Origin of the sequence: Pseudomonas sp. UBA2684 (assembly GCA_002354655.1) — a bacterium.
GTDB lineage: Bacteria > Pseudomonadota > Gammaproteobacteria > Pseudomonadales > Pseudomonadaceae > Aquipseudomonas.
The window spans coordinates 27,108-39,903 of the sequence record DELY01000055.1 but is presented as its reverse complement, the minus strand read 5'-3'; the positions used below and the strand labels follow the sequence as shown (position 1 = coordinate 39,903).

Here is a 12,796-nt window from a genome sequence, read left to right as displayed (position 1 = left end):
CTCACAACTGCGTCTTGAAGTGGAAGGATTTCGCTCGGGTCAGGTGCTCGTAGCCCACACCCGACAAGGTGCAGCCGCGCCCGGAGTGCTTCACCCCGGTCCAGGCCAGGGCCGGGTCGAGGTAATCACAGCGATTGAGAAACACCGTGCCGGCCTCGATGCGATCGGCCAGGGCCAGTGCAGACGCGACATCGCGACTGAAGAGCGCGGCGGTCAGGCCGAACTCGCTGTCGTTGATCAAAGCCAGGGCTTCTTCGTCATTGGCCACTTTCTGGATACCCACCAGCGGGCCGAAGGATTCCTCGGTCATCACCCGCATGCCGTGGTGCACCTTGGTCAGTACCTGTGGCGCCAGGTAGGCACTGCCGGGGCGGTCCAGGGCGAAGCTATCCGGATCGATATGCGCGATGGCGCCCTGAGCCACCGCCTCGGCGACCTGCTCGCGGACAAAATCGGCCGCCTCGCTGCGCACCAGCGGGCCGAGGGTGGTGGCCGGGTCATCGGAGCGGCCCAGCTGGTATTGCTTGACCAGGGCCACGGCCTGTTCGACGAAGGCGTCGTACAACGCCTCGTGTACGTAGATGCGCTCGATGCCGCAGCAGGATTGCCCGGAGTTAAAAAAAGCACCGTCGATGCTGGTCGCCACCGCGTGATCGAGGTCGGCGTCGGCGCGCACATAGGCCGGGTCCTTGCCGCCCAGCTCCAGCCCGGCGCTGATAAAGCGCCCCGCCGCCGCCCGTTCGACCATGGCGCCGCCCGCCACCGAGCCGGTGAAGGCAACATGGGCGATGGCCGGCGCCTTGATCAACTGTTCGGTATCGGCATGGCTCAGGTGCAGGTACTGGAACACCCCGTCCGGCAAGCCGGCCTCGGCGAAGGCCGCGACCATGCGCTCGGCGCATAGCGGGGTTTGCGCCGAATGTTTCAGCAGCACCGCGTTACCGGCCAGCAGCGCTGGCAGCACTGCATTCACCGCCGTCAGGTAGGGGTAGTTCCACGGCGCGATGACCAGCGCCACGCCCAACGGCTCACGGCGGATAAAGCGGATGAAACCGGGTTTGTCCGGCAGCTGGATATCGGCCAATGCCTGTTCGGCGATATCGACCATGTAACTGGCGCGCTCGACAAACCCACGGATTTCGCCGGCGGCGTAGCGAATCGGCCGGCCCATCATCCAGCACAGCTCTTCGGCCAGTTGCGCTTCCTTGGCGGCGAAGGCGGCGATGGCCCGGCGGCCGATGGCCACGCGCTCGGCCACTGGGGTGTTTTTCCAGGCTTTCTGCGCCTGCTCGGCCTTGGCCAGCGCGGCCCGAATCTCCGGGTTGGAAGCCAGATCGCGCTCGACATAGACCGAGCCGTCGATTGGCGATATGCACTGCAGCTTGCTCATAAGGTGCTCCGTAAATGCAGCCCCTCAGCCCATTCCACCGCGCGCCGACACTACGCAGAGCCAGTTCCCGTGGGCGAGGGCGAGGGCGAGGGCCAGGATGAGGGAAAAATTCAGATGATTTCGAAGTAGCGATCCAACTCCCAATCGCTGACGTGCCGCCGGTATTCACGTTCCTCCCATTCGCGGCTGGCGGCGAAATGCTCGACGAACGGATCGCCGAACAACTCACGCGCCGCCGTGGAGGCTTTCAAGCGCTGCGCCGCATCCCACAGGGTGCGTGGCAGCGCCAGCTCTTCGGGGTGTTTTTGCGCGTATGCGTTACCGACCACGGGAGCGGTCGGCTCCCACTGTTGCATCACCCCGTAGAGGCCCGAGCCGATGGCCACGGACAGGGCCAGGAACGGATTGCCGTCGGCCGCCCCGAGGCGATACTCCTGGCGCTGCGACTTGTCGCCGCCGGGGATCACGCGCAGCGCCGCGGTGCGATTTTCCACGCCCCAGGTGGCGTCGGTCGGCGCCCAGAAACCGGGAATCAGCCGGCGGTAGCTGTTCAGCGTCGGCGCCACCATGCACAAGAACTCCGGCATCAAACGCTGCTGCCCGGCGAGGAAATGCCGCTGCAATGTGCTCATGTTGTGCGCCTGAGTCGGGTCGTAAAACGCCGATTTGCCGCTCGCGCGGTCGCGCAGGGAAACGTGGATATGCCCGCTCTGCCCCGGGTACTTGCCCGACCACTTGGCCATGAAGGTGGCCATCAGCCCGCTGCGTTGGGCCAGCACTTTCATAAAGGTCTTGAACAACGCGCCCTTGTCGGCCGCCGCTTCGGCATGGTCGTAGGCGATGGCCGCCTCTAGCACGCCGGGGCCAGTCTCGGTGTGCAGGCCCTCGATGGGAAAATCCATCTGCTCGGCCATTTCGAGGATCTCGTGGTACAGCTCGGCGTGCACCGAGTTGCGAATCATCGAGTAGCCGAACCAGTCCGGAGTAAACGGCTTGAGGTTGCGAAAGCCCTTCTCGCGCGCCGACTCCGGGGTTTCCTCGAACATGAAGAACTCGTATTCCAGCGCCGCAAACGCGTCGAACCCCATGGCCTGGCAGCGCTGAATGACCTTGCGCAGCGTGCCACGCGGGCAGACTTGCTCGGCGGCCTCGGCAAACTCGCAGATAAACAACAGCATGCCGTTTTCGAAAGGCAGATCGCGGCAGGTGTGCGGCAACACGCGCACCGGCGCATCCGGGTAACCGGTGTGCCAGCCGGTGTACTGCACATTGTCGTAGAGCTGATCCTTGACGTCCCAGCCGAGCACCACATCGCAAAAGGCAAAGCCGCTGTCGAGGGCGGAGAAGAACTTGCTGCGGCTCAGGTACTTGCCGCGCATCACCCCGTCGTTGTCAAACACCCCCACTTTAACGTGACTGAGCCCGCGCTCTTCGACGATGCGCTTGGCCTCCTCGACGGTTTTCACATCCCGCGGATTGAGCATATACACCCCTGTATTTTGTTGTTATCGGCGACAGGTTCAGCCAACGGCGACAGCGCTTTTGCGGCTCGGCCAGGCAGGGCCAAGCACACCTGCGCCCAACGTAACGCCGCTAACGGCAGCCGTTTCAGGCCCTCTGAGTGTGGTACAGGATTGCCAGGCTGGCAGGCGCGCCAGGCAATAAATCTGCGCATAACGCCAAGGCAACCAGCGGCGGTGGGTGGTCCAGCCAGCCACGGGTTTAGTGCCCGCCAGAACACTCCCCGCTAGCTGCAACCAGGCCATGCCCACCAAAACAACCACGCCCGCACCTCGCGGCGCGGGCGTGTTGCCTATCGGCTCGTTCAATAGCGATAGGGCGGGCCGGCCTTGGCCATCAGCGCGTTGTATTTCTTGAAGATCTCCACGACCTTGGCGCAGCGCGGGCTGGTCTTGGCGATTTCGTCCCAGAACTTCTGCGCCTCGGCTTCGACCGTGGCCCATTCGGCGTCGGGAATGGTGGTGAGTTGCAGCTTGCCGCCCTCGACGCGCAGTTGCGCCTCGCCGCCCCAGTACCAGTGCTGGCGGTAGTAGTTGGAGCTGTCCATGCACAGCTTGAACAGGGTTTTCAGGTGCTCGGGTACCTCCGCCCATTTGTCCGAGTTGGCGAAGTAGGAGCCGCACCAGGCACCGGAGATGTTGTTGGTGAGGAAGTATTTGGTGACGTTGGCCCAGCCGACGGTGTAGTCCTCGGTGATGCCGGACCAGGCGATGCCGTCGAGTTCGCCGGTCTGGATAGCGACTTCCACGTCTTCCCAGGGCAGGGTCACCGGAACGATGCCGAACCGGGTGAGGAACTTGCCGGCGGTGGGAAAGGTGAAGATGCGTTTGCCCTTGAGGTCGGCCAGGCTGTTTACCGGCTCGACCGTGGCGAAGTGGCACGGGTCCCAGGCGCCGGCGCCGAGCCAGGTCACGCCTTTGACTTCGCCATAGGCCTCGGCCCAGATTTCATTGAGCCCGTACTGGTTGAACAGCACCGGGATGTCGAGGCTGTAGCGCGTGGCGAAGGGGAAGTAGCCACCGAATACGGAGATATCCACCGGAGCGGCGATCGAGTCGTCGTCGCTCTGTACCGCGTCGATGGTGCCGCGCTGCATGGCGCGGAACAGCTCGCCGGTGGGCACCAGTTGGTCGGCGTAGTAGAGCTGGATTTCCATCTGGCCGTTGGCCGCCTTGTTGAAGGCGTCGATGGACGGTTTGATCACGTGCTCGCCGAGGGCCGGGCCGGCGTAGGTTTGCAGGCGCCAGGTGATCTTTTTCGGCTCTTCGGCATAGATGTGCGCCGAGCCCAGGGCGCTGGCCCCGACTGCGCTGGTGGCCACCGCGGCATTTTTCAGAAAACTGCGTCTCGTAGTCATGCTGTGCGCTCCATAGTCGTCGATTCGGATGCATTACAAGCGCATGGCGCGCTGCGACCCGGGCAGGTCCGCACCATGTTTTCAGGTGGCTACATCAGCCTTCGTTGAGGGCTGCACCTTGTTTACCGCGGGTTGGGGAAACCCACCCTTGCCGCTCCTGAAACCGTGCGCTTAGCGCGCGTAATGCCACTCGGGCAGCCACAGCGCGATCTGCGGGAAGAGCATGACCAGCACCAAGGCAAGGATCATGATCAGCACGAAGGGCGTGACCGAGACGTAGATGTCGCGCAGGGTTACCTCGGGCGGGGCCATGGCGCGCATAAGGAACAGGTTGTAGCCGAATGGCGGGGTCATGTAGGCGATCTGGCAGGTGATGGTGTAGAGCACGCCGTACCACACCAGGTCGAAACCCAGCGCGCCAACCAGGGGGATATACAGCGGCGCGACGATCACCAGCATGGCGGTGTCGTCGAGGAACATGCCCATGAGGATGAACGACACCTGCATCATGATGAGGATTTCCCACGGGCCGAGGTTCATCCGGTCGACGAAGAAACTCTCGATGGCTTTGACCGCGCCGAGGCCGTCGAATACCGCGCCGAAACACAGGGCGGCGAGGATGATCCACATGAACATGCAGGTGATGCCGAGGGTTTTGCGCAGGGTTTCTTCCATCACCGTGCGGGTCAGACGGCCCTTGACCAGTGCGGTGAACATCGCTGCGGCGGCGCCCACCGCCGAACTTTCCACCAGGCTGGTGATGCCCATGAGGAACAGCCCGGTCATGCAGAAAAAGATGAACAGCGGCGCGATGCCGGCCTTGAGCAGCAGCAGTTTTTCGCGGCGGCTGACCTGCTGGCGCTCGGCCTCGGACAACGCCGGACCGAGGCTCGGTTGCAGGCGACAGCGGATGACGATGTAGAGCACGAACAGGCCGGCCATCATCAGGCCCGGGAAGACCCCGGCCAGCCACAGCTGGCCGACGGGCTGGCGGGCGATCATGCCGTAGAGCACCAGCACCACGCTGGGCGGAATCAGGATGCCGAGGGAGCTGCCGGCCTGGATCACCCCGGTGACCATGATCTTGTCGTAGCCCCGGCGCAGCAGTTCCGGCAGGGCGATACTGGCGCCGATGGCCATGCCGGCGACGCTCAATCCGTTCATCGCCGAGATCACCACCATCAAGCCGATGGTGCCGATGGCCAGGCCGCCGTGCAGCGGGCCCATCCACACGTGGAACATCTTGTAGAGGTCTTCGGCCAAGCCGGATTCGGAGAGCATGTAGCCCATGAACACGAACATCGGCAGGGTCAGCAGCGGGTACCACTTCATCAGTTTCATGGCGGCGCTGAAGGCCATTTCCGAACCGCCGTCGCCCCACAACAGCAAGGCGGCGATCACCGCGACGAAACCAATCGCACCGAATACCCGCTTACCGGTCAGCAGCAGCACCATCATGCTGGAGAACATCAGCAGTGCGATGAACTCATGGCCCATTAGAGCGTCTCCCCACGAATCGCCGCGATGTCCTTGAAGAAGGTGGCGAGGGTCTGCAAGAGCATCAGCGCCACACCGATGCACATGACGATCTTGATCGGCGCCATGCGCGGCGACCAGGCCGAGTAGCTGGTTTCGTTGTATTCCAGGGCGTAGTGGGTCGAGGAGATGCCGCCGTAGAGCAGGAACACCAGATAGAAGATCAGAAAGCCCACAGTGACGGCGTCCATGATCGCCGCAGTGCGCGGTTTCCAACGGCTGTAGAACAGGTCCATGCGCACGTGGGCGTCGAGCTGCATGGAGTAGCCGCCACCGAGCAGGAAGTAGGCGACCATCAAAAACTGCGCGACTTCCAGGGTCCAGATCGCCGGGTCGGCGAAGGTCTTGCTGACCGAGGAGTACAGCAGCACCGCGAGCATGACGAAGATCAGGTACATGGCGAAGCGGCCAATGACCCGGTTCAGTGCATCCACTGCGCGTACAAAGATCCGGATGGCCTTCGGCATGGGCACCAGCTCTGCGAAATAATCGACATGTCGTCAGACTAGTCGAAGATTCGACAATGCCAATTCGCCTGCATGCCGGCCGCCAGCGCCCTCGGCGCGTGGCTATTCGGCGAGGAAGGCGCGCACCACTGCCACAGTACGCGCCGGGTCTTCCTCGTGCGGTACGTGGCCGAGGTCGTCGAACAGCACCAGGCGGCTACCGGCGATATCGCGCTTGAAGCGCTCGGCGTTGTCCGCTGGAATCAAGCCGTCGCGCCCGCCCCAGAGGATCAAGGTCGGCACCTGCAGCTCGGCGATCCGCGCATGCCCAGCGCCCGCAGGCACCTGCGCGAAACGCTGGCGCAGCGCCTCGCGGTTGCCGGCGCGCAAGATCAGCTCGTAGTAACGGTCGATCAGTGCCGCGCTAACCTTGTCCGGCTCGCCATACACACTGCGCACACTGGCCGCGATCATCGCGCGCGGCAGCAGATTGGCCATCAGCGGGGCCAGCGCGGGTATCTGCGCCAGGCGAAAACCGATGGGAACCGAGGTGGCGTTGCGCGGGTAACCCGCCGCGTCGATCAGAACCAAACGCTCGACGCGCTGCGGATAATCCACGGCGAACTGCCACGCCAATTGGCCACCGAAGCTGTTGCCGGCCAACGTTACGCGCGGCACCTGCAACTGCTCGAGCAGCGCGGCGAGGAAGCGGCTGTAGTGCTCAATGCGGTAATCGCCGTCGGGGAACGGCCCGGTCAGACCGAAGCCCGGTAAATCCAGGCTGATCACCCGCCGCTCGCCTTTCAGCGCCGCCGCCCAGGCCTCCCAGGTGTGCAGGCTGGCCGAGGTGCCGTGCAGGAACACCAGCGGCGCCGGATCGTCACGCCGGCCTTGGTCGCGCAGGTGCACCAACATGCCTTGGCTGGCGACGAACTGCGAAGGTTGAGGCGCCCAGCGCGGCTTCAACTCGGCCAGCGAGCGGTCCGGCGCCCAACTCAGCGCGACAAACCCCGTGAGAGCGAGCAGCACCAGCAACACCAGGGCGAGCAGAACCTGGCCAAGACGCTTCATGTGTATGTCCTTGTTGGGCAGCGAAAGGCGTGACGGAAATAGACATGCATGGCCGCAGGCAAAACAAGCGCCGCGCGGCGCTGGTTCGGGCTTCAGCCTACGGCGTTGCGCCCAGCCTACAGCCCGGCAGCGTGCAAACGCTGGGCATGCTCGACGAACAGCTTGACCGGGTCGGCGCCCTTGCCGACCAGGCCGAAGGTCTGGTTGATGATGTCGAAGTGATCCAGCGGGAATTCGTCGCCAATCACGGAACCGAGGTGCGAGCTGTATCGCCCGACCATGCCGTCGCAGTGCCCATGCTCGCGACGGAAAGTGCGGGCGAACAGGCGACAAGCGACATTCGGCCCATCGAAGCGGTTGCCGCCACGCTCGGTGATGCCCGCCTGCAACGTGCCGGACCAAGAGTAATAGCGCACGCCGTTGACCTCGGCCGCGCCCTCGCCGCCCCAGGTGTCAGGCAGGCCCTGCGGGTATTGCGCGTTGAATGCGGCCACCCCTTCGGCAGTCAGCGAATGCTGCGCGGCGGCGACGTCCATGGGCAGCCGCGGGCCTTTGTCGCCCGTTTCCAGCCAGGCCATGCAGCGCGCCACGCCACGCAACAGTGCCGCCAGCACGCGCTCGCGCAGACTGCCGTGGGGCGCCTTGCGCTGCAGGAAGTCAGCCAGCTCCGAGCCATGGTTGGGCCCCGCCACCGAGGTTACCGAAGCCACCCATTGCGGCTTCAGCGCGGCGGCATAACGGGCAGTCAAGGCGCCCTGGCTGTGGCCGATCAGGTGCACTTTGTCGGCACCGGTTTGTTTGAGCACCAGGGCGATGCGTTCGAGCAACTGCTCGCCACGCACCTCGCTGGAGTGCACCGAGGACACCAGCACCGGAAACACCTTGGCGCCTTGGCGCCGCAAGGCCGAGACGATGCCGTACCAATAGGGGTAACCGAGCAAACGGACAAAACCGAGCAAGCCCGGCACCAGCACCAAGGGGTAACGCGGCGCAGTGGTATTCGACATGGCGAAGCATCCTTGTTCAACAAGCACATGACCCAGCCACGCCAGCAACAACGTCGACCAGTACGGAAGGTGTCACTTAGCCTAGCCGACTATTGATCCGGCCCTTTAATGTCTTGATTTGCGTAGGGTGAGTTAGGCCGCAGGGATGCCTGACGACATCCAGGGTGGGTTGCGCCGCTATGCGGCTAACCTGCGCGGCCCGCCCCATCCAAAGCCTTGATCTAGAGCTGGCCGCTCAATCATCACGCAGGTCGATGGCGACTATCGAAGCGCTCAACTTCTCATTCGCGGCCAAGTCCCTAGTATTGCCTCCCGTAGCCATTGCTTCCCTTCAGGAGGAACCAATCATGAAACACCCAATCGCCATCAGCCTACTACTGGGCCTGTTCGCCACGCCGGTCTTCGCACTGCCGAGCCAGGGCCCTATGCCGATCCTCGGCGAAGTGAAAGACAGCCAGCCGCGCGTGCTGCCGCAAGACCGGCATGTGGCCGAAGGTGGTGCCGAACGCACCCTGGAACAGCAACTGCGCACCGCGGAAAACGGTGCCGAGCGTACTCCCGGCCAACAACGCCTGCGCGTTGCCGAAGGCGGCGCCGAGCGCACCCTCGCACCGCGTATCGGCTGAGTGAGCAGCGCTGGTGAAAATATCGCGCGCGTTTTTTCACCAGCGCTCAAGCCACGGCAAGCATCCACAGCGGTAGCGTCAGCGCCGCCAGTACGGTAGACAGAAAGACCGCCGAGCTGACGCTGCGGGTGTCTTCCGGGGTTTTCGCAAACGCCAGGATGTTCACCCCGCTCGGGCAGGCCGCGAGTATCACCAGCACCGTACGCGCCGCCTCGTTTAGCCCCGGCAGTTGGCCGCTGAGCCACCAGACCATGGCCGGGAACAGTACCAGCTTGGCCAACGCCAGCCCCACCACGCCAGTGCTGGGGCGCAGGCGATAGCGCGAAAGGCTGACGCCCAGCACGATCAGCGCGCAAGGCAATGCCGCCTGGGCCAACCACTCGACCATCCGCCACAGCGTCGCGGGCACGTGCAGCCCCGAGGCATTGAGCAACGCGCCGAGCAACAAGCCGATGATCATCGGGTTGGCCAGGTTCTTCAGCAGCGCCTTGCCATCGACTTTGTCCTGCCCGCCAAACGCCGCGTAAAAACTGTGCAGGGAAAACAGCGTCAGGCTGTGAAACACCAGAATCGCGAAGACATACACCAACCCTTGCGGCCCCATCAAGGTGGTCACCAGCGGAATCCCCACCAGCACGTTATTCGAGAAGGCCGCCGTCAGGCCCAACGGCGTCGCCGTGCCGCGCTGTCGGTGCACGATCAGGTTGACCAGGCAGAACACCAGCAGCACCGGCAGGTAGTAGGCCAACAGCAGCATCGGCGACAGGCCGTCGGCCAACGACGCCTTGGCGATGCCGGCGAACAGCAAGGTCGGCATGAACAACTTGAAGGTGATGTTGGCCAGCCCGGCCGCCGACTCGCCACTCAACCACTCGCGCCAGCCCAGCAGGTAGCCCAGTACAATCAAACCAAAGATCGGCAAAATCGCCTGAACAGCTACCATAAATCGAGAGACTCCCGAACCACGCAACGAAACCCCGGCGCTCCTTGCAGAAGGCCGTTTTTGAAGGGTCGCCAGCATACGCGGGGCTCTGTCGAATTACGACTGGGCAGTCGCCTCGCGGCCGTTGCGGCAACGCCCTGCGGGCTTTTGCGGTTCCAACAGGCTGTAGCCCGGCCAGGCTCATCACAAGGAAACATGCCATGTACAAGCAAACGCTGGGCGCTGTCTGTGTGCTGACCACGCTCGCCGGCTGTGCCGGCAAGCCGGAGAACCCGGTCGACTACCTGACCTATCGCGACGAGCCGCTGGTGCAGCAGGTCGACCTCGACATGAACAAACAGCACGTACTGGAAATCGGCGGTCCGCCCTCCAGCCAGATGACCCGCACGGTCGAACCGGGCACCTGCCAGGACTACATCCTCAACAAGGACGGTCACCAGCAGGCCTACCATGTCAGCTTCAATTCCGCCGCGCGGGTCGATGGCAAAGGCTTCATGACCTGCAAACAGATGGAAAGCAACGAGCGCGCCCGCGCTAATAGAAATACGGGCGGCGGGGGCGGTTACTGAGAGCTTGTGAAAAAACTCTCGCGACGGCGTTCGATATTTTCACAACCTCTGAGGCTCAGAGCGCGGCCGGGCTGACGTTCGGCAGGCGATAGATCCAGATGCGCTTGAGCACGGTGGCGAACTGCGTGCTCAGGCGCCCGCTGTTGTAGACCTGACCATAACGCGCGGCAATCTCGCGCACCTCCACGGCCAAGGCCGCATAGCGGCGTGCCGGCAGATCGGGAAACAGGTGGTGCTCGATCTGGTGGCTGAGGTTGCCGGTGAGGATATGCAGCAGCGGGCCGCCGGCCAGGTTGCTCGAACCACGCAACTGGCGCAGGTACCAGTGACCGCGACTTTCGCCCTGGAGGCTCTGCGGCGTAAACACCGCCGCCTGCTCGGTGAAGTGGCCGCAGAAGATCACCGTGAAGGTCCACAGGTTGCGCATCAGGTTGGCCAGCATGTTACCGAGCAACACCGCCAGCCCATTGGCGCCGAGCAACAGCGCCAGCAGCGGAAACAGCAGGTAATCCTTGGCGGACTGGCGCAGCAGCTTGGCGTTGAACTGCTTGAGTAGCGGCGCCACCTCGGCGCGGCTGAGTTTGCCCTTGTAGAGCTTATCCAGGCGCAGGTGCTGGATCGCCACCGAATACTGAAACAGCACGGCCTGCAAGCTGACCCACAACGGCTGCCAGCGGTAGAACGGCTTCCAGCGCTGCTCGGGAAACAGGCGCACCACGCCATAGCCGACGTCGTCGTCCAGGCCCAGCACATTGGTGTAGGTATGGTGGATATGGTTGTGCGTGTGGCGCCAGAAATCGCTGGGCCCGGCGATGTCCCACTCGTAGGTGCGCCCGGCAAACTCCGGGTCGTTCATCCAGTCGTATTGGCCGTGCATGACGTTATGCCCGAGTTCCATGTTCTCGAGAATCTTGCCCAGCCCGAGCAACGCGCTGCCGAGCAGCCAGGTCGGTGGGAACCAGCCGAGCATCAGCAGCGCGCGCCCGCTCCAGCAACAAAACCGCACCGCGCCACGGATACGGCGGATATAACGCGCATCGGCCTCGCCCAGATCGGCCAGGGTGCGCAGGCGCAAGGCATCCAGTTCGGCGCCGAAGGCCGCCAACTCATCGGGGTTCAACTCACGGTCGTTACGCATGCTCACCTCGGCTGGCCCGGACCGACTCCGGGCAAAAGAAAGACGCTGGAGCGCGCCCTACAGATCAATCGCCACATCGCCGTGCGGCGCACTGATGCACAGCCGAATCGGCTGGCCCGGTTCGTCGAACAGCGCGCCACTGCGCAGGTCGCGCACCACACCGGCGAGCAGCACGCAGGTGCAACTGGCGCAGATGCCCTGACGACAGCCATGTGCCGGCCGCAGCCCCTGGCTTTCCGCCTGCTCCAGCAGGCTGCGCCGGGTGTCGCCGACTACGCTCTGCTGGCTGCGCACAAACCCCAGGCGCACCTCGCGCCGCGCCGCCGTGGCGAGCAGCCGCGGCGGGGTAAACGCCTCGACCTGCAATGCACTGCCCTGCCCCGCACTGCGCCACCACTGCTGCACCTGCTCGACGAACCCGGCGCTGCCGCACGCCAGCACCTGGCGCTGCGACAACTCGGCCACCTCGATCAGGTGCGCGGCGTTGAAGCGCCCCTGCAACTCAGCGGTCAGCGGCGCACCGGTCAGCACCCAGCGCACCTGAAGGTTGGCGTACTGCGCCTGCAACGCCTGCAACTCGGCGACAAACGCCCGCTGGCCTTGCTCGCGAACGTAATGCAGCACACTGATCGGCGCGCTGAAACCCTGTGCCAGCGCGCTACGCAGCAACCCCAGCAACGGCGTGATGCCGCTGCCGGCGGCCAACAACAAAACCCCAGGGCTGCGCGCGTCCCAGCGCAACTCGCCGAAGGCCGGCCCCAACTCCAGCACCTGCCCCACCGCCAACCAATCGAGCAGGTGCGGCGATACCCGGCCGCCAGGCTGCCGCTTGATGGCGATCTCCAGACGGCCGTCGGCGTGCAGCGCGGTCAGGCTGTAGCTGCGGCTCAAGCGCACGCCCGCCTGTTCGAGGTAGACCTGCACATGCTGACCTGGCTGCGCCCCACGCCAGTTGCCATTCGGCCGCAGGGTCAAGGCCAGCATGTCGTCCGCGACCCAGTGCCGCGCTTCGACACGGGCGAACACGCGATTGAGACGCCACGCCGGCTGCAACCGGGCGAGCAGCGCATCAACATCGCTTTCGCGCAGCCAATGGCGCGCCACCAGGGCACGCAACGGCCTTAGCAGCGGCGCCCAGGGAAGAGCAATCAACGCCATGAACAGACTTCCAGTGAACAATTGTTCACTAAAC

The 12,796-nt window shown here is 64.2% G+C and carries 12 protein-coding genes; 2 read left to right on the top strand and 10 right to left on the bottom strand.

Translation table 11 applies throughout. From position 1 onward, the window contains the following. Nucleotide 1 precedes the first annotated feature (1 nt). The 7 genes from B3M58_RS21120 to B3M58_RS21090 all read right to left on the bottom strand — a co-directional run bounded on the left by B3M58_RS21120 (nt 2) and on the right by B3M58_RS21090 (nt 8,328). Complete coding sequence (locus B3M58_RS21120) at nt 2-1,390, bottom strand: aldehyde dehydrogenase family protein (RefSeq protein WP_296222224.1); 1,389 nt, start codon at nt 1,388-1,390, stop codon at nt 2-4. Between the two features lie 110 nt (nt 1,391-1,500). After that, complete coding sequence (locus B3M58_RS21115; protein ID WP_296222222.1) at nt 1,501-2,874, bottom strand: glutamine synthetase family protein; 1,374 nt, start codon at nt 2,872-2,874, stop codon at nt 1,501-1,503. Between the two features lie 341 nt (nt 2,875-3,215). Beyond that, nucleotides 3,216-4,268, bottom strand: coding sequence for a TRAP transporter substrate-binding protein (locus tag B3M58_RS21110; protein WP_296222221.1), 1,053 nt, complete (start codon nt 4,266-4,268; stop codon nt 3,216-3,218). 171 nt (nt 4,269-4,439) lie between these two features. Beyond that, on the bottom strand, nt 4,440-5,765 hold the full coding sequence (locus B3M58_RS21105; RefSeq protein ID WP_296222219.1) for a TRAP transporter large permease: 1,326 nt from the start codon (nt 5,763-5,765) through the stop codon (nt 4,440-4,442). Continuing rightward, nucleotides 5,765-6,271 carry a TRAP transporter small permease subunit gene (locus B3M58_RS21100; RefSeq protein ID WP_296222217.1) on the bottom strand — a complete coding sequence of 169 codons (507 nt, stop codon included), beginning with the start codon at nt 6,269-6,271 and terminating at the stop codon, nt 5,765-5,767. Before B3M58_RS21100 ends, B3M58_RS21105 begins: the two co-directional genes overlap by 1 nt. A gap of 102 nt (nt 6,272-6,373) precedes the next feature. After that, nucleotides 6,374-7,321 carry an alpha/beta fold hydrolase gene (locus B3M58_RS21095; protein ID WP_296222215.1) on the bottom strand — a complete coding sequence of 316 codons (948 nt, stop codon included), beginning with the start codon at nt 7,319-7,321 and terminating at the stop codon, nt 6,374-6,376. Nucleotides 7,322-7,437: 116 nt separating this feature from the next. Beyond that, nucleotides 7,438-8,328, bottom strand: a complete 891-nt coding sequence (locus B3M58_RS21090) for an esterase/lipase family protein (protein WP_296222213.1) — start codon at nt 8,326-8,328, stop codon at nt 7,438-7,440. 347 nt (nt 8,329-8,675) lie between these two features. On the opposite strand from B3M58_RS21090, the gene B3M58_RS21085 reads away from it, so the two are divergent. Continuing rightward, nucleotides 8,676-8,954, top strand: coding sequence for a hypothetical protein (locus B3M58_RS21085; protein WP_296222212.1), 279 nt, complete (start codon nt 8,676-8,678; stop codon nt 8,952-8,954). Nucleotides 8,955-9,000: 46 nt separating this feature from the next. Here the strand turns inward: B3M58_RS21085 and B3M58_RS21080 are convergent, their stop codons facing one another. Further along, the gene (locus B3M58_RS21080; RefSeq protein ID WP_296222210.1) at nt 9,001-9,897 is read right to left on the bottom strand and encodes an AEC family transporter; all 897 of its coding nucleotides are present in this window, start codon (nt 9,895-9,897) and stop codon (nt 9,001-9,003) included. A gap of 200 nt (nt 9,898-10,097) precedes the next feature. Between B3M58_RS21080 and osmE the strand changes: the two genes are divergently transcribed. After that, nucleotides 10,098-10,466, top strand: a complete 369-nt coding sequence (gene osmE / locus B3M58_RS21075) for an osmotically-inducible lipoprotein OsmE (protein WP_296222208.1) — start codon at nt 10,098-10,100, stop codon at nt 10,464-10,466. A gap of 55 nt (nt 10,467-10,521) precedes the next feature. Here osmE and B3M58_RS21070 read toward each other — a convergent pair whose 3' ends face one another. Both B3M58_RS21070 and B3M58_RS21065 read right to left on the bottom strand, forming a co-directional pair. After that, nucleotides 10,522-11,604 (bottom strand): fatty acid desaturase family protein, encoded by a 1,083-nt coding sequence (locus tag B3M58_RS21070; protein ID WP_296222206.1) that lies wholly within the window; start codon nt 11,602-11,604, stop codon nt 10,522-10,524. Nucleotides 11,605-11,661: 57 nt separating this feature from the next. Continuing rightward, nucleotides 11,662-12,762, bottom strand: a complete 1,101-nt coding sequence (locus B3M58_RS21065) for a ferredoxin reductase (RefSeq protein ID WP_296222205.1) — start codon at nt 12,760-12,762, stop codon at nt 11,662-11,664. Between the last annotated feature and the right edge of the window lie 34 nt (nt 12,763-12,796).